The sequence below is a fragment of the Pseudomonas lini genome, assembly GCF_030812475.1.
Taxonomy (GTDB): domain Bacteria; phylum Pseudomonadota; class Gammaproteobacteria; order Pseudomonadales; family Pseudomonadaceae; genus Aquipseudomonas; species Aquipseudomonas lini_A.
The window spans coordinates 503,895-520,248 of record NZ_JAUSSR010000003.1; the positions used below are offsets into that span (position 1 = coordinate 503,895).

Annotated in this window: 21 protein-coding genes; 6 read left to right on the forward strand and 15 right to left on the reverse strand. The window is 60.9% G+C overall.

Annotation, left to right across the window (positions count from 1 at the left end):
- Positions 1 to 157 precede the first annotated feature (157 nt).
- The 10 genes from J2W17_RS08715 to soxR all read right to left on the reverse strand — a co-directional run bounded on the left by J2W17_RS08715 (position 158) and on the right by soxR (position 7,896).
- A complete protein-coding gene (locus J2W17_RS08715) occupies positions 158 to 1,060 on the reverse strand; it encodes a metal ABC transporter substrate-binding protein (RefSeq protein ID WP_307332313.1) in 903 nt (300 codons plus the stop codon).
- The gene (locus J2W17_RS08720) at positions 1,061 to 1,960 is read right to left on the reverse strand and encodes a metal ABC transporter permease (RefSeq protein ID WP_003226663.1); all 900 of its coding nucleotides are present in this window, start codon (positions 1,958 to 1,960) and stop codon (positions 1,061 to 1,063) included.
- Positions 1,960 to 2,811 (reverse strand): metal ABC transporter ATP-binding protein, encoded by an 852-nt coding sequence (locus J2W17_RS08725; protein WP_307332326.1) that lies wholly within the window; start codon positions 2,809 to 2,811, stop codon positions 1,960 to 1,962. The genes J2W17_RS08720 and J2W17_RS08725 overlap by 1 nt, the downstream gene beginning before the upstream one ends.
- Positions 2,808 to 3,734, reverse strand: a complete 927-nt coding sequence (locus J2W17_RS08730; protein WP_154853855.1) for a metal ABC transporter substrate-binding protein — start codon at positions 3,732 to 3,734, stop codon at positions 2,808 to 2,810. The genes J2W17_RS08725 and J2W17_RS08730 overlap by 4 nt, the downstream gene beginning before the upstream one ends.
- A gap of 35 nt (positions 3,735 to 3,769) precedes the next feature.
- A complete protein-coding gene (locus J2W17_RS08735) occupies positions 3,770 to 4,342 on the reverse strand; it encodes a DUF6162 family protein (protein WP_307332331.1) in 573 nt (190 codons plus the stop codon).
- Positions 4,339 to 4,668: a hypothetical protein gene (locus J2W17_RS08740; RefSeq protein WP_307332335.1), complete on the reverse strand. Its 330-nt coding sequence runs from the start codon at positions 4,666 to 4,668 to the stop codon at positions 4,339 to 4,341. Before J2W17_RS08740 ends, J2W17_RS08735 begins: the two co-directional genes overlap by 4 nt.
- Positions 4,665 to 5,207, reverse strand: coding sequence for a thiamine pyrophosphate-binding protein (locus tag J2W17_RS08745; RefSeq protein WP_307332338.1), 543 nt, complete (start codon positions 5,205 to 5,207; stop codon positions 4,665 to 4,667). Before J2W17_RS08745 ends, J2W17_RS08740 begins: the two co-directional genes overlap by 4 nt.
- Positions 5,204 to 6,403, reverse strand: coding sequence for a PepSY-associated TM helix domain-containing protein (locus J2W17_RS08750; RefSeq protein WP_307332341.1), 1,200 nt, complete (start codon positions 6,401 to 6,403; stop codon positions 5,204 to 5,206). Before J2W17_RS08750 ends, J2W17_RS08745 begins: the two co-directional genes overlap by 4 nt.
- A gap of 383 nt (positions 6,404 to 6,786) precedes the next feature.
- Positions 6,787 to 7,245 (reverse strand): VOC family protein, encoded by a 459-nt coding sequence (locus J2W17_RS08755; RefSeq protein ID WP_307332344.1) that lies wholly within the window; start codon positions 7,243 to 7,245, stop codon positions 6,787 to 6,789.
- A 183-nt stretch (positions 7,246 to 7,428) separates the two neighbouring features.
- Entirely contained in the window at positions 7,429 to 7,896 is a 468-nt protein-coding gene (gene soxR / locus J2W17_RS08760; protein WP_307332347.1) for a redox-sensitive transcriptional activator SoxR, read from the reverse strand.
- A 91-nt stretch (positions 7,897 to 7,987) separates the two neighbouring features.
- On the opposite strand from soxR, the gene J2W17_RS08765 reads away from it, so the two are divergent.
- The 5 genes from J2W17_RS08765 to J2W17_RS08785 all read left to right on the forward strand — a co-directional run bounded on the left by J2W17_RS08765 (position 7,988) and on the right by J2W17_RS08785 (position 12,700).
- A complete protein-coding gene (locus J2W17_RS08765) occupies positions 7,988 to 8,365 on the forward strand; it encodes an antibiotic biosynthesis monooxygenase (RefSeq protein ID WP_307332350.1) in 378 nt (125 codons plus the stop codon).
- A gap of 116 nt (positions 8,366 to 8,481) precedes the next feature.
- A complete protein-coding gene (locus tag J2W17_RS08770; RefSeq protein ID WP_307332354.1) occupies positions 8,482 to 8,751 on the forward strand; it encodes a hypothetical protein in 270 nt (89 codons plus the stop codon).
- A 97-nt stretch (positions 8,752 to 8,848) separates the two neighbouring features.
- Complete coding sequence (locus J2W17_RS08775; protein ID WP_307332357.1) at positions 8,849 to 9,463, forward strand: LysE family translocator; 615 nt, start codon at positions 8,849 to 8,851, stop codon at positions 9,461 to 9,463.
- Positions 9,464 to 9,667: 204 nt separating this feature from the next.
- On the forward strand, positions 9,668 to 10,834 hold the full coding sequence (locus J2W17_RS08780) for an aminotransferase class V-fold PLP-dependent enzyme (protein ID WP_307332360.1): 1,167 nt from the start codon (positions 9,668 to 9,670) through the stop codon (positions 10,832 to 10,834).
- 57 nt (positions 10,835 to 10,891) lie between these two features.
- Positions 10,892 to 12,700 (forward strand): aminopeptidase P family protein, encoded by a 1,809-nt coding sequence (locus J2W17_RS08785; RefSeq protein ID WP_307332364.1) that lies wholly within the window; start codon positions 10,892 to 10,894, stop codon positions 12,698 to 12,700.
- A gap of 44 nt (positions 12,701 to 12,744) precedes the next feature.
- Here J2W17_RS08785 and J2W17_RS08790 read toward each other — a convergent pair whose 3' ends face one another.
- Together J2W17_RS08790 and J2W17_RS08795 are read right to left on the reverse strand one after the other, a co-directional pair.
- The gene (locus tag J2W17_RS08790) at positions 12,745 to 13,341 is read right to left on the reverse strand and encodes a 2-hydroxychromene-2-carboxylate isomerase (protein ID WP_307332367.1); all 597 of its coding nucleotides are present in this window, start codon (positions 13,339 to 13,341) and stop codon (positions 12,745 to 12,747) included.
- 36 nt (positions 13,342 to 13,377) lie between these two features.
- Positions 13,378 to 14,106, reverse strand: a complete 729-nt coding sequence (locus J2W17_RS08795) for an SDR family oxidoreductase (RefSeq protein WP_307332370.1) — start codon at positions 14,104 to 14,106, stop codon at positions 13,378 to 13,380.
- Positions 14,107 to 14,198: 92 nt separating this feature from the next.
- Between J2W17_RS08795 and J2W17_RS08800 the strand changes: the two genes are divergently transcribed.
- Entirely contained in the window at positions 14,199 to 14,759 is a 561-nt protein-coding gene (locus J2W17_RS08800) for a TetR/AcrR family transcriptional regulator (RefSeq protein ID WP_307332414.1), read from the forward strand.
- A gap of 10 nt (positions 14,760 to 14,769) precedes the next feature.
- Here J2W17_RS08800 and J2W17_RS08805 read toward each other — a convergent pair whose 3' ends face one another.
- The 3 genes from J2W17_RS08805 to J2W17_RS08815 form a co-directional block, all read right to left on the reverse strand.
- Entirely contained in the window at positions 14,770 to 15,051 is a 282-nt protein-coding gene (locus J2W17_RS08805) for a hypothetical protein (RefSeq protein WP_307332417.1), read from the reverse strand.
- A 170-nt stretch (positions 15,052 to 15,221) separates the two neighbouring features.
- Complete coding sequence (gene rhtA / locus J2W17_RS08810; RefSeq protein WP_307332373.1) at positions 15,222 to 16,109, reverse strand: threonine/homoserine exporter RhtA; 888 nt, start codon at positions 16,107 to 16,109, stop codon at positions 15,222 to 15,224.
- Positions 16,102 to 16,354: hypothetical protein (locus J2W17_RS08815; protein WP_307332376.1), on the reverse strand; the 253-nt coding region annotated here is incomplete at its 5' end. The genes rhtA and J2W17_RS08815, both read right to left, overlap by 8 nt.

Sequence of the window (16,354 nt, forward strand, 5' to 3'; positions counted from 1 at the left end):
TCTCGCTCCCACATGGGATCGATGGCGTGACACAAATCCCCTGTAGGAGCGAGCTTGCTCGCGATGGTCGTTAACGATAGCGCGTTTTTATTGGCTAAACGTGGCGCTCTTTAGTCCATCGCGAGCAAGCTCGCTCCCACAGGCCGGATTACTGATGTTACACCCCGCTCAACCCCTTGATCACCAAATCCACATTCCCCTCCAGTTCCGCCACCGGATCCGCCGCATCCACGCTCAACACCACCAACCGACTCCCGGCCTCGGCAATCACCGCTTTCACCGCGTCCGAAGGCTGCCGATGATGCAACACCACCGCCACGTCATTGTCTTTCAGCGTAGCGCCCAATGCCTTGAGCGCTTCAGGTGTCCACTCGGCATCCGGCCGCGCATCGACGCCGATCAGCTCCAGGTTGAGCCCGCCGATCAGGTAGCCGAAGTGCTCGCTCAAGCTCATCACACTGAGATTATCGGCACTGGCCAGGCGCGACTCATTGTCGGCGCTGAACTTGAGCAAGCGCTGTTTCAGTGCTGCCAGGTTGGCCTCGATCTTCGGCTTGGCCTCCGGCGCCAGGCGCGCCAGGTCCGCCGCCATCACGTCCGCCATCCGTCCCATGTTGTTGCTGGAAAACCACGGCTGGCTGTTCAACCCATCGACCTTGTTGTCCGGCTGCACGGCGATGCCGGGCAGGGCGCCGTCCACCGGGCGAGCGGCATCGACTTCGACGATACGGATATTGCTGCGCCGGGAGATCGGGTACAGCGGATCATCCGCCCAGAGTGAACGCAGGCCGATGACCGCATCGGCATCGCTCGCCAGTCTGGCCAGCGCCGGCGCGCCACGTCCGGTGAAGTAGGCGGTCTGACGGCTGCCAGGCAGGTTGGCCGGCGCCGCTCGTTCAAGGTTGATGTCAGTGCCCTTGAGCAGGACTTCACCCAGACCGTAAGTAATCGGCAGGGACGCCAGCACCCGCAACGGTTTGGCGCCGTCCGCCGCAAAGGATGTATGGGCCAGCCCACACAGGGCTATGGCCAGGGTCAATTGACGTAGAGAAAAAGACATTTATCCAAGGTTCCCTTTCAGGCTGGGGACAACGCCACGGGCAATGGCGGCCAGGGCGAAGGCGATACCGGCGACCAGGATGATCGCGGCGCCGGACGGGATCGGCAGGTCGAAGACAATCGGCGCGAGAATCCCGCACAGTGTGCTGACCGTGGCGATCAGCACCGAGCACCAGAAAAATCCTTTCAATGACTGGCTCAGTAACCGCGCCGCCGCCGCCGGAATCACCAGCAGGGCGCCGACCAGGATCGCGCCGATGACTTTAACCGCCGCCACGGTGATCAGGGTCACCAGAATCACGAACAGGTAATCCAGGGTCTTCACCGCCACACCGCGCACCGCCGCCAGTTGCGGGTTGAAACTGGCGAGCATGATGCGGTTGTACAGCGGCAAGGCCAGGGCCATGACCAATGAACCGACAATGGCCAGTACCAGCAGGTCATTGCCGTTGACCGTCAACACCGAGCCGAACAGCACGTTTTCCAGAATGTGCACGTTGATCTTGCCGGCCAGAATCAGCAGCAGGCTGGCACCCAGCGCCAGGGACACCGAGAGGAACACACCGATCAAGGTGTCCGGCGCCAGGCCGGTGCGGTTGCGCAGGTAGTTGAGCAAGATGCCGAACAGCAGGCAGTAGCCGAACAGGCTGCCGTAAGGTCCGGTGTAGGGTTCCCCGAGCAGGATGCCGATGGCCACGCCGGTCAATGCCGCGTGACCCACCGCTTCGGAGAAGAATGCGAAGCGCTTGACCACCACCAGCGTGCCCAGGCCACCCAGCACCGGCCCGATCAGCAAGCCGGCGAGCAAGGCATTGACCACGAATCCATAGGCCAGCGCCTCGGGCAGATAACCCGACGAGGCCCAGCCCTGGACCATCAAGCGAAAGGCTTCGTAACTCATCAGGCAGGGCTCCGTGGATGGGTGGAGAACAGGGTCAGCAGGCGTTCCGGCGTCAGTGCCTGTTTCGGTGCCGCATCGAACAGTACCCGGCGATTGAGCCCGGTGACGCGATCGGCCAGACGCCCGACCGCTTCCAGGTCATGCTCGATCCACAGCACGGTGATGCCGCTGCGGCGCCAGTCGCCGAGCAGCCGTTCGAACACCTGGATGCCCGCTTCATCGAGAGCCGACATCGGCTCATCCAGCACCAGCAGTTGCGGCGCCGGGATCAGCCCCTGAGCCAGCAACACGCGCTGGCGTTCGCCACCAGACAAGGCGCCCATGCGTCGTTTGCGCTTGTCCTGCATGCCGACCCGCTCCAGTGCTTCACCGATCGCGGCCGCATAATGCTTGCTCAAACCGAGGAACGCCGGCCGCCGCTGGCACATCGCGGCCATGAAGTCGTCAACGGTCATCGGCAGGCCGCGGTCGAATTCCAGTGCTTGCGGCACATAGCCGATGGTCCCGGGCGTGCCCGGCCATTGCAGGCTCAAGCGACCCTGATGCGGCATCTGCCCGAGCAGGGTCTTGATCAGCGAACTCTTGCCGCCCCCGTTGGGGCCGACCAGCGCATGCACGCTGCCGGGCTGGACCTGGAAGGTGACCTGGTCAAGGATCGTCGTGCGGCCGAGGGTCAGGCTGACCTCCGCAAAATCCAGCGTCGGCCCCAGACCCTGTGGGAGCGACGGTGCGACGATTCGACCTGCTCGCGAATGCGGTATCTCATTTAGCGATGATGTCGACTGACTGGACGCCTTCGCGAGCAAGCCCGCTCCCACAGGGGATTCGCTGAGTGTTTCTTTAGCCGTCATTTCCCCGACTCCTGAATCGCCCGGACCACGGTGTTGAGGTTGCCGGTCATTTCCTTTTCGTACTTGTCAGCCGTGTACTCGCCATAGGAAATGTGCGACAGCGGATACAGCTTCACCCCGGATTCACGCTGGATGGTTTCGACGTAAGTCGATGGAAAATCCATCTCGGAGAAGATCACTTTCACGTCCAGTTCGCGCAATTGGTCGATGGTCTTTTTCAGCTGGCTCGGGCTCGGCTCGATGCCATGGGCCGGCTCGACCACGGCGGTCACTTCGAGGCCGAATTCGCGCAGCAGGTAGTCATACGCCGCATGCACCGTAGCCACCCGCAATTCGGCGTTTGGCGCCTGGGTCAGTTTGGCCAGGGCGTCGGCGCGCATCTGCCGCAGGCGTTTGCCGTAGGCGCGGGCGTTCTGCGTGTAGGTCTTGGCGTTGGCGGGGTCGAGCTTGCCCAGTTCCCGGGCGATGTTGTTGACCTGGGCTATCGAAGCGCTGATCGACAGGAAAGTATGCGGGTTCACGACCTTGCCGGCACCACGGGCGGCAACGCCGGTAGCGGCCAGCAAAGGTACGTTTTCGTTGGCTTCGATCACCGGGACGTTCGGTGTTTCGCTGGCGGCAATCATGCGGTCGGCAAAGTCGTCATGACCCACACCGTTGAGCACGACCACATCCAGGCCGCTGATGCGCTTGATGTCTTCGGCACGAGGCTCGTAGGCATGCGGGTTGAAACCGGCCGGGATCAACGGCACGACTTCGGCCTTGTCGCCGACGATGTTCGCCACATAACTGTAATAAGGGTGGAGGGTGATGCCGATGCGCAGCCGCTTGGCCTCGTCGGCACTGGCCAGGGGTGTCAGCAGGCAGGCGAGCAGGCCGACCAGCAGCAGGCGCAGCAATGAGCGTGGAGATGAACTAGGCATGGGGAAGCGGTCTTCTCTCGGGTGAAGGCGAGGGTTCAGTGTCGGTGCTGGCGGGTCACGCCGGCATCGAATTGCGCGACGATCTGCTGCCAGCCGGCGCTTTCGAGCGCGGCGTCAGTGAGGTCGGTCGGGGCCGCGAGGGTTTCGCCGGGGTTGAGCCAGATGTCCGGCGCATTGTCGCCAGCGCTCAGGCGCATCAGGAACGAGCCGGCCACCGCAGGCGCCTGGCTCTGGCCGAAGTAGGCCCTGGCCTCGAGCAATTGCCAGGCATGGCCGCCACGGCTGACGGAGCTGGCGTCCCTCGCAAACGGCGCGAAGCCTTCATTGGCGAGGACTTCAGGCGTCGGCAAGGTCTGCTGTTCCTGGCGCAGCAGATGAATTTCGTCCAGCGTCACCCGCAGGTCGGCGTAGATGCCTTGCTCGGAGGCGCTCAGGTCGCGACGGGCGTCCAGTTGATGGCTGTTGACGTTGCTCACTTCCTGGGATTCATGGCGCCAGGCGACGACCGAGCCGGCCACCGCCAGGATCATCAGGCACAGCAGCAGCACATACAGGGTTTCATGACCGGCTCCGGCCGGGCGGACGACGTGGGTGGTTGGCGTGCTCATGGGGCCTCGATATCCGCTTGGTCGATCTCGACCACGTGACCGGGGCCGGCGTCGAACAGCACGTAGAACTCGGCGCCGGGCTTCTTGAAGGTCAGGGTAGAATCGGCACCGAGCTTGCCCGGCACCAGGATGGTTTCGTCGTAGCCGATCACATCCAGGGTTACGCCCGGCGCACCGCTGCCATCGGAAAAGCCGCCGGTGCACCGGATCTGCTCGGCGTCGATGGCCTTGCACTCGCACATTGGGTTGTGGGCCAGGGCGCTGGCGCTGAAACCGGCGCAAAACACCAGTAATGCGGCGCTCAGAGGACGGATAAGATTGATCATGGTTTGCCTCCTTGTTGATTCAGCCAGGCGAGGGTGGCCGGGGAAGCCTGACTCAGTGCAATGGATGCCTGATGCATGCTGCCGTCCCAGCCTTCCATGGTGATCCACAGTTCGGCGTCGGCCTTGGTCTTCTCCGGGATCGGCAGCATCGCCCCCATGCGGTATGGCGTGCCGAAGAAAATCACCCCGGCGGCGCGCAGGCTGCGTGGCTTGCCGATGCGCAGGTAAGTCGCCTTGACCTGATCGCGGCAGCTGTCGCACAGCGCCGCGTTGAAGTTCTTCATGTAGCCGGCCGGGCCATCGAGCCTCGGTGCCTCATTGCGCAATTCGGCCAGGCGCAGGCTCCAGGGCCCGACCTGAACCTCTCCGACTTCCCGCTCGCCCAGGCCCGTATCACCGCGAAACAGTGCGGCATCGGCGAAGTACTTGGGCATGAACCCCAGTGGCACCAGCAACAGCAGGACGTTGATGTGGAAGCGCCATTTGTGCCAGAAACGGCTCAGTTTCGAACCTGGTTTTTCTGCGGCGAACAGGCTCATTGGCTGACCTCCGTGGTTTCACGGCTGGTGGCCGCAGCGGTCTGGCTGCGTGGGGATTTGTTGCTGCGCTTGAGGGCGTTGGCCGTGGCCAGGGCGGTGCGCTTGGTCCAGATCAACAGGCCGCTGAGGACCATCATGCTCAGGATCAGACCGAAGAAGAACCAGATCAGCTTGATCCAGAGGCCACCGAAATCGCCGGTGTGCAGTGGCCGCATGGATTCGGTGACCAGTTCCAGACCCGAGCGGTCCGACAGCAGGCGGGTGGCGCCGACGTCGCCGGTGTACGGGTTGATTTCGGCAGTCTGGAATATCAGCGGATACCAGCTGCGCCCCCCCACCGACAGGTAGCTGTAGGCATTGGCCGGCAGGCTGACAAAGCTGTCTTCCAGCCCGGGGATGCTGGTCTTGGCCTGCGCAATCGCGGTCTCCAGGCTGATCATCGGCGCCGGCGCGCCATCGGCGGTCATCGGCACGCTTTCGCGCTGGACCACCAGCGCCACCGGCGCGGTGGAAATCGACACCTGGTTATCGAACAGGAAGGCTTCGATCAGGAACCAGGTGCTGGTGACGGAAATCACCGCGATAAACCAGATCGACCAGATGCCGCTGAGGCGGTGAAAGTCGCCCCAGAAGATCCGTGCACCGTGGCGAATACGCAGGGTCGGTCGGAAAAAGCCTTTCCAGAAGCGCTTGTAGACCACCAGTCCGGTGACCAGGGATGCGAGCAACGGCAGGCTGAGGAACGACACCAGGTACCAGCCCCAGCTGTAACCATTGGTGAACGGCACCAGCCACCAGCCATGCAGTGCACGGGTAAACGCCTTGAAATTGAATTGCGGTGCCGTGCCCTGGATCACGCCGCTGTACGGGTTGACGTAGACCGTCACCGAACGACCGTCGGGATAGCTGACCTCCACGTCGAGGGCGAAGTGTGATTCGTCGGGTCGACTGATGGACTCGACCAGGGTATCGGGTTCGGCCTTCTTGATGGCGGCGATGATCTGGTCATAACTGAGCAGCGGCGCATCGTCTGAAGGTTGGCTGGCGCGCATTTGCGGGTTTGCCAGCCAGACGATTTCCTGACTGACCACCGCCAGGGTGCCGGTAACGCAGACGATCAGCACGAAAAACCAGATGGGCAGGGCCAGCCAGCTATGGACCAGAAACCAGAGTTTTGAGCGGGATTTCTTCGACATGATTAAAGGTCTTGTTTCGATGAGAGGGCCTCTGCTGCGGGCTTCCCGGCGTTGAGGTCCATGGAAGGTCCGGCCGTGGCTTTTGCCTGCGCGGCCCGACTGCATCTATATAAGACGAATGAGGATCGGAAATCCCGAAGGGGAATATGAAAGAAAATGTTTCGCGTTCCCGCCAACGCTGATTTTGCATCGGGATGACGCACCGCCGCGAGCCAAAATGGCAAAAGGCGGTGTCCAGGGGAATATGCAGAGTTGGTGATGGCCCCATCGCGGGCAAGCCGCGCTCCCACAGGTTTTTTGTCGTTCTTGATCATTGCAAACGACACCAAAACCTGTGGGAGCGCGGCTTGCCCGCGAAGAGGCCCGACCAGGCACCGAGGATTTCAGCCCTGCTGGAACATTTCCCTGGCCCGCTGCTCGATCTGCTCCTGAGTCAGGTCCTCCTTGTGCGTAGCCAGGAACCACAGATGCCCGTAGGGATCCTTCAAGGTCCCCGAACGGTCGCCATAAAACTGGTCCTTGACCTCGGACACCACCGTGCCGCCGGCCGCGATCGCCTGTTTAAAGGACGCATCCACATCGTTCACGTACAGATGCAGCCCCACGGAAGGCGAGGTGTCCGGATTGCTGAGTGGCCCTTGATCGCAAGGCGTGCCCAGCATGATCGGGCAATCGCCAATACGCAGTTCGGCGTGGCCGATGCCACCATCCGGCATGGACAGGCGCATGACTTCGGTGGCCCCAAAGGCTTTTTTATAGAAGTCGATGGCTTCGGCAGCTTTCTGAATGCCCAGATACGGGGTAACGCTGTGATAACCCTCTGGAATGGGTTTGACACTCATGACGGTTCTCCCTTTTTTGTTGTGAGTTGACGAGGTTTCGTCGGTCTGCGGCCGAACAAGTGTAGGCGCTGCAGAGGGTTCGGCCCGCGTTCGGACGATCTCTTGATTTTTGATCTTCAACCGTCGTCAAGTTCACAAAAAATCACAGCCTTCGCAGCACTGAACCCCGCAACAGCCACCCCGCTATTTGTAACCTGGCGCCGATTCCAGAAGTTGCGCCCCCGGACCCTGCTCCCCCAACACATCACCAAAATTACGCAAGGGACACGCCTCCATCGACAAACACCCGCACCCTATGCAGCCGTTCAGCTTGTCCCGCAGCGTCGTCAGCTGAATGATCCGCTCATCCAGATCCCGGCTCCATCTTGCCGACAATACCTTCCAGTCCGCCGCCGTCGGCGCCCGGTTGTCCGGCAGGGCTTTCAAGGCCTGGCCGATCTCCGCCAATGGAATCCCCAAGCGCTGGGCGACTTTGATCAATGCCACTCGCCGCAAGACTTCCCGCGGATAACGCCGCTGGTTGCCCTGATTGCGATTGCTTTTGATCAGCCCCCTGGATTCATAAAAGTGCAAGGCGGTGACGGCCACGCCGCTACGCGCCGACACTTGGCCGACCGTGAGTTCCTTATGCAGATTTTCCGATTTGATCATTTAAAAAATGGCCCTTGACCTCTAGTTAACTAGAGGTTTTACCCTGCAGGCCTTCGGATCGCAAGATTCGTCTTATAGATGGGGACCATTCATGCAGGCGCCAGAGAAAAACCGCAGCTTCACCCAGCTGATCGAATTCGAGATCGAACCCCATCAGCAACTGGCGCTGGTGTCGGCGCTGGCGGCTCAAACCGAACGTCTTGCCCAGCACCACCCAGGGTTCCTGAACGCCAGTATCCAGGCCAGCGACGACGGTCGGCGGGTGCTCAATTATCTGCAATGGCAATCGCGCGAGGCCGGGGAAGCCGCCTTTCAGGGGTTTGAGAGCGGCGAACAGGACTTTTGGCAACTGATCCGCGCTCATCAGGCGAAAACCGTGACCTTCGGCTCGTTCCAGGTGCTGCACAGTCTGGAGCGCAGCCACGACAATGCGCTGCACTGCAATCTGGTTGGGTTGGCTCGAGCGTAATTTCCGTATGTCGACGAAACTGCAATACCCACTATCGAGAGCGTTGATTTCTGCCCGTCCAGTGGCGCGAGTAGCCTGTGTTCATTGCCCGAACCCAGACGCCAGGACGCCAGATCATGAAACACCTGCTCGCCACTTTCCTGCTGCTCGCAGCTTCCGCTCTCGCCGGATGTGCCAGCCATGTTACCCCGGAACTGCGACCCTACACCGCTGAAGAAAGCAAGGAGCTGGCGCTGGAGGCCTTGAATCGTCGCGGCTTGTCCTTCGATGAGTACCACTCGAAAAAAGCCGAACTGCTCGGCGAACCGCAGAAGTCGTTCAGCTTCGACAAGCAAGGCGAAATGAACGCCGAACGAGCCGTTAAACTTCACGGTCGGCCCAGCTGAGCGACTGTACTGCTCGAACTTTCACCCAACTGTCCGTGGGTTTGGCGCAGAGTGTGCGATAGGGTCAATATCTGACTGACCTGATGGAACGCCACCTATGACACTCTCGCTCGATCTGCTGCTGGGCTTCGCCCTGTTTGCACTGGTTACCTCAATCACCCCCGGCCCCAACAACACGATGTTGCTGGCATCGGGCGTGAACTTCGGATTCAACCGCACCATTCCCCATATGCTTGGCATCACCTGCGGTTTCTTCGTGCTGGTCGTGGCCGTGGGTTTCGGCCTGGGCGCCGTGTTTCAAACCTATCCATTGCTCTATACCGTGCTCCGGTACATCGGCGCGGCGTATTTGCTGTACCTGGCCTGGAAAATCGCCCATTCCGGACCGGTCTCCGATGCCGGGCGGGGCGAGGCGAAGCCGATCAGCTACCTGGGTGCCGCAGCGTTTCAATGGGTCAACCCCAAGGCCTGGATCATGGCGATTGGCGCCATCAGCACTTACACCCCCCTGCAGGGCTACTTCACCAATGTGATTGTGATTGCCGCGGTCTTTGCCCTGATCAACTTACCGAGCGTCAGTGTCTGGGCCGCTTGCGGCACGCTTTTGCGCAACGTGCTGAAGGATCGCCGCTGGTTGCGCCTGTTCAATTGGGGCATGGCCGCGCTGCTGGTGGCTTCGCTGTATCCGATTTTGCTCGAAAGTTTTGGCTGACGCATTGCTTCAACCGGTGGCCCGATGCCTGTTAAGCTCGACTTCAGGAGCGTTCCTACGCACTTTTAAATGAAGTTGTTCTTCTTTAACGGCCTCCGATCAGGTATTTCTAAGGTTCCGGACGATCGGCGCAGCTCACGAGGCTGCACCTTGACCGTTCGGTAACGAGCTTCCTGATCCCGGAACACGCTCTGCGAGTCTTATATGAATAAACGTCCACTGTATTTCGACTATGCCGCCACCACGCCGGTGGATGAGCGGGTCATCCAGGTCATGATCGAATGCCTGGGTTTCAATGGCAATTTCGGAAATCCGGCTTCCAGCTCCCATGCGTTTGGCCAGCAGGCCCGGCATTCGGTCGAGCAGGCGCGGCTTCAGGTGGCGGAACTGATCGGGGCCCAGGCGCAGCAGATCGTCTGGACCTCCGGCGCCACCGAATCGAACAACCTGGCGCTGAAGGGTGTGGCCCAGGCTCGCGGCGTTGGCGGCGGCCACATCATTACCAGCCAGATCGAACACAAGGCCATTCTCGATACGGCGAAACAATTGCAGGAGGCCGGAGTCGCAGTGACCTATCTGGTGCCTGACGCCGAAGGCCTGATTACCCCACAAGCCGTCAGCGAAGCGATGCGCGACGACACCTTCCTGGTCTCGCTGATGCTGGTCAACAACGAACTGGGCACCGTCAATGACATCCCCGCCATCGGCCGAATCGTGCGTGCCCGCGGTGCGTTGTTCCATGTCGACGCGGCACAGGGGGCAGGCAAGGTTGCGATTGATCTGGCCGATTGGCCGGTGGACCTGATGTCGTTTTCCGCCCACAAGATTTATGGCCCCAAAGGCATCGGTGCCTTGTACGTCGGCCCGCGCGCGCAGCAGCGCCTGCAGGCGCAGATCCACGGCGGCGGTCACGAAGGGGGGTTGCGCTCCGGAACGCTGGCGACCCACCAGATTGCCGCCATGGGCGTGGCTTTCGCGTTGGCGGGACAATTGTTCGATGAAGAAAAAGCCATGATCGAGCGTCTGCGCGAACGCCTGCTCGAACCTTTGCTGGGCATTCCCGGTGTTCGCCTCAATGGCAGCCCGAGCCAACGCATTCCCCATACCCTGAGCCTGACCTTCAACGAAGGCGGCTTCAGCTCTGCGGCGTTGAGCGCCTCGATCGCGTTTTCCGCGACCTCGGCCTGTAACTCCGCCAGCAACGCTCCCTCCCATGTGCTGCTGGCCCTGGGGCACGACGCCCGCTCGGCGAGCCGTACCATCCGTTTGAGCTTGGGACGTTTCACCTCCGAGCAGGATATCGATCAAGCGGTACACCTGATCAAATCGGCCTGCGCCAGTGCTCCGGCATTCTGGGCGACAGAACCATAAAGCGCCGGCTTCGATCGGCACTCGACAATAATGATGAAGTGGTTAGCAGGAGACACGATGAGTACGCAGCCTTCGATCGATGGATCGGTGCCCGAGCGCCTGGCGCACACCCGCGAGCTGATGAGCCGGGAGGGCATTCACGCTTTGCTGGTGCCATCGGCCGACCCGCACCTGTCGGAATACCTGCCGGGCTATTGGCAGGGGCGGCAGTGGTTATCGGGCTTCCATGGCTCGGTCGGTACACTGATCGTGACCAGGGACTTTGCCGGAATCTGGGCTGACAGCCGGTACTGGGAACAGGCGAGCAAGGAACTTCAGGGCAGCGGCATCGAACTGGTCAAGCTGCAACCGGGTCAACCCGGCCCGCTGGACTGGCTGGCCGAGCAAACCCCGGAAGGCGGCGTCGTCGCGGTGGATGGCGCCGTGATGGCCGTGGCCTCGGCGCGTACCCTGGGCGGCAAGCTCCAGGAGCGCGGCGCCAGGCTGCGTACCGACATCGACCTGTTGAGCGAAGTCTGGCGCGACCGCCCGAACCTGCCGAACGAGCCGATCTATCAACACTTGCCGCCGCAGGCTACGGTCAGCCGCGGCGAGAAGCTCGCCAGGTTGCGCGCGGTATTGAAGGAGCGCGGTGCCGACTGGCATTTCATCGCTACCCTCGATGACATCGCCTGGCTGTTCAATCTGCGCGGCGGTGATGTGTCGTTCAATCCGGTGTTCGTCTCCTTCGCCTTGATCAACCAGCAGCAGGCCACCTTGTTCGTCGCCCTGAGCAAGGTCGACAACGAACTGCGCGCAATCCTCGAACAGGACGGTGTGACCCTGCGCGACTACAGCGAAGTGGCCGACGCCTTGCGGGCCGTGCCAAGCGGCGCCAGCCTGCAAATTGATCCGGCGCGGGTGACGACAGGTTTGCTGGACAATCTGGACACTGGGGTGAAGCTGGTCGAGGGCCTGAACCCGACGACATTGGCCAAGTCACAGAAAAGTCTTGCCGATGCCGAGCACATTCGCCAGGCCATGGAACAGGACGGCGCGGCGCTGTGCGAATTCTTCACCTGGCTGGAGTCGGCATGGGGCCGTGAGCGCATTACCGAACTGACCATCGACGAACACCTGACGGCCGCGCGTACCCGGCGTCCGGGTTATGTGTCGCTGAGTTTCAACACCATTGCCGCATTCAACGCCAATGGCGCGATGCCGCACTACCACGCCACCGAAGAAGAGCACGCGGTGATCGAGGGCGACGGCCTGTTGCTGATCGATTCCGGCGGCCAATACCTGGGCGGCACCACCGACATCACGCGGATGGTCCCGGTCGGGACGCCAACGGACGAGCAGAAGCGCGATTGCACGCGGGTACTCAAAGGCGTGATTGCCTTGTCCCGGGCGCAATTTCCGAAAGGCATCCTGTCGCCTTTGCTGGATGCCATCGCCCGCGCGCCGATCTGGGCCGAGAGCGTCGACTACGGTCATGGCACCGGTCATGGCGTCGGCTATTTCCTCAATGTGCACGAAGGTCCGCAGGTCATCGCCTATCAGGCCGCAGCCGCGCCGCAAACGGCGATGCAGCCCGGCATGATCACCTCCATCGAGCCGGGCACTTACCGCCCGGGCCGCTGGGGCGTGCGGATCGAGAACCTGGTATTGAACCGCGAGGCGGGCAAGAGCGAATTCGGTGAATTCCTGAAATTCGAAACCCTGACCCTGTGCCCGATCGACACTCGCTGCCTGGAGCCGTCGTTGCTGACCGAAGATGAAAAACAGTGGTTCAACGCTTACCACGCCGAGGTACGCGAACGCCTGAGCCCGTTGCTCGACGGTGCAGCCCTGGCGTGGTTGAACAACCGAACCGCGGCTATCTGATCGGCATGAGCCAGGCGCTGTTGCCAGCGCCTGGCTCATTTCGTCTAGGCCTGACTCAGGGCTTCAAGCACGAACTCCAGCCGGTCCTGGCCAAAGAACAACTGATCACCGACAAACATGCTCGGTGCGCCGAATACACCCCGTTGCACGGCATTCTCGGTATTGTCCTTGAGTGTGGCTTTGACTTCCTCATCGGTGGTCAGGGCCAGCACTTCATCCGGATCGAAGCCGTTGCGGGTCAACACCGAGGCGACCGTTGCCAGGTCATCGAGGCTACGGCCTTCAACCCAGAGGGCGTGGAACAGACAGTCGATGAAGGCCTGAAAGCGTTCTGGATGGCGTAGCTGCATGCCGGTGACGGCGCGCATGAGCATCAGGGTATTGATGGGAAAGTGCGGGTTGAACTTCAGTGGCACGCCGTAGCGCCGGGCATAGCGGTCCAGATCCTGAAACATATAGCGGCCCTTGGCCGGGATGGTCGCCGGGGAGGCATTGCCGGTGGCTTTGAACACGCCACCGAGCAGGATTGGAATGTAGATCAAGCGACTGTCGGTCTGGGCGCAGATTTTCGGCAGTTGGGTATAGGCCAGGTAGGTCGCGGGGCTGCCGAGGTCGAAAAAGAACTCCAGGGTTTTGCTCATGGTCGATGTGCTCTGCTTATTATTGTAGGGGAGGGCTTACCAGCGCTCATTCCATGGACGCAGGTCCAGCTCGAAGGTCCAGGCATCCCGGGGCTGGCTGTGCAGGTACCAATAGTTCTCGGCGATGTGCTCGGGGTTGAGGATGCCGTCCTGTTCCCTGGTCGCGTATTTCTCCGGAAAGCTGTCACGGATGAAGTCCGTATCGATGGCGCCGTCGACGACGACATGGGCGACGTGAATATTCATCGGGCCCAATTCCCGGGCCATGCTTTGGGCCAGCGCGCGAATCCCGTGTTTGGCCCCGGCGAAGGCCGCAAACCCCGCCGCACCGCGCAAGCCGGCGGTGGCACCGGTGAACAAGATAGTGCCGCGTTGACGCTGGGCCATGCGCTTGGCCACTTCACGGCCGTTGAGAAATCCTGAGAAGCAGGCCATTTCCCAGATCTTGAAATACTTGCGGGCGGTTTCTTCGAGAATGCTGCACGGCACATTGGCGCCGATGTTGAAGACGAACGCTTCGATCGGCCCGATTTCGGTTTCGATCTGTTCGACCAGCGCAATCACCTCTTCCTCCTTGCGCGCATCGCAGGCGAATCCGTGGGCTTGTGCGCCACTGGCCTGGATGGCTTCCACCAGCGGCTGGAGTTTGTCCGCGCTGCGCCGAGTGACACAGGCCACAAAACCTTCCCGGGCAAAACGCTTGGCGATGGCACCGCCAGTGGCGTCCCCTGCGCCGACAACCAGTACGACCTTCTTATTGTTCATGGTCAGCTCTCATTGATAAACGATCGTTAACTAAACGAACGTTATGCTACGATTGGGCAGGCGTCAAGGTGATCAACTCTGAGGGCAAGGCAATGCGTTACTCGGCCAGTCACAAGCTGGAAACCAAAGAGAAGTTGCTGCAAAGCAGTGCGGTGTCGGCCAAGCAATCCGGGTTTTCGACGGTGGGTGTCGACGGCTTGATGAAAGCGATCGGCTTGAGTGGCGGGGCTTTCTACAGCCACTTTTCGTCAAAGGATGAACTGTTCGCGTCAATCGTCGAGCGCGAGTTGGGCCAAAGCCTGGCTCGGCTGGGGGCTGACCAGGACCGGGGCAAGCTCGAGCGTTGCTTGAGGCAATACCTGACCATGGCCCATGTCGAGCATCCGGGATCCGGCTGTGCGTTACCCGCCCTGGGTGCGGAAATTGCCCGTTCGGATATCGCGATTCGCCGGCAGGCGGAGCACTGGATTTGTCAGTTGCAGGAGAGTTGGGCGCAGGTCCTGGAGAGTGACAGCCTGGCTTGGGCGATCCTTTCGCAATGTATCGGTGCGTTGGTCGTGGCGCGCATGTTGGCCACTGCGGATCTGCAGCGCAGGGTGCTGAAATCCAGTCATGAAGAGATTGGTCGCCAGATCGCGGGTCCGCGAACCTGACCAGGGCGGCCTATTTGCAGATGACGATCATGCTGCGGCTGGTGTAGCCGGCAGGATTGAGACCAAATGGGTAATCGCCGGGTTCTTCCACCGTGTCCCCCGACTTGGCGATGACCTTGTAACCCTTGGGTGCACACGAATTGACTGCACTGGTGTAGCACTTGTCCCAGGAGGACGACAGCCCGGAACAGTTGATATGCAGCCCTTTCTTGCCATGTTTGATCGTGGGTTTCGAGGTTGCTGCGCAGCCCGCAACCGCCAGTACGGCGATCAGTATCAAAATTCGTTTCATTACTGTCCTTATAGCGTCCCCGGATCTTGATGCCCGGGTCTGGCTGTATTCGCTTTCGCTGAAAGCGTCTCCGATATCCCTTTCTGAAAAATCCATGTCTGGCACCGGGTTACGGGGCTAAACATGGCCTAATTGCGCGGTAAATACCAGACCTTCGTCACAATCCGATATCAATCTGCCACGACGGCAGGCTTGACGGCATTGCCCATGGTCATGGTCGCGCCGACGGACGCCAGAATGATGCACAGGATCGCCAGCCACTGTGACAGAGAGAGGTATTCCTGGAGGAACAACAGGCCGGACAATGCGCCGAAAGCAGGTTCAATGCTCATCAGCGTGCCGAATGTCCGGGCCGGCATGCGGGTGAGGGCGACCATCTCCAATGTGTAGGGCACTGCGGTGGACAGCAAGGCGACACCAATGGCGATGGGGATCAGCGACGGAGTCAGCAGGGCGGCGCCCGCATGAACGATGCCGATCGGAGCGACGAACAATGCGGCAATCATCACCCCTAGCGCAGCGGTCTGCACGCCATTGTCGGCACCGGCTTTTTGCCCGAACAGGATATACAGTGCCCAGCAGACACCCGCCCCCAAGGCATATCCGGCACCTGCCAGGTCGATACTGGCGGAGGTGGCTCCAGTCGGTATCAACAACATCAGGCCGACGGCAGCCAAGGCGATCCACACAAAATCGATGGCACGTCGCGAGGCGTAGATGGCAACCGCCAAGGGGCCGGTGAACTCCAGTGCCACCGCGATACCCAGGGGCACGGTGCGCAAGGACATATAGAAGAGGAGGTTCATACCGCCCAACGCCATCCCGTAGACAATGACAGTGCGCAGGGATTTTGCCGTGAGCGTTGCCCGCCATGGGCGCAGTATCAGCAGCATGATCACGCTGGCGAAAACCAGGCGCAGGGTAGTGGTCCCTTGAGCGCCCACAATGGGAAACATGCTTTTGGCCAGGGAGGCTCCAGACTGGATCGATGCCATGGCTATTAATAGCAGGCCAACCGAGAACAGGGTCGAGGCAAGGCTGCGGGGCTGGTCATTCATGCGTGGCAACGTCCAAAGAAGGAAACGAGAGTGTAGTGCTGATTGTTGGGCAATATACTGCGCATTCGTTGCAGGCGCGTCTATATATAAGCGGCGTTTTTGAGGATCTTGATAGAAATGCATAATCAGGGGTTGACGGCAGATCCTGAAAGCCTATAATTCGCCCCACTTCCGGCGCAGTCGAAACGGAAAACTCCTTGGTAAACAAAGAGTTACGCAGTTTTCGACAGCGGTTACGCTTCAGT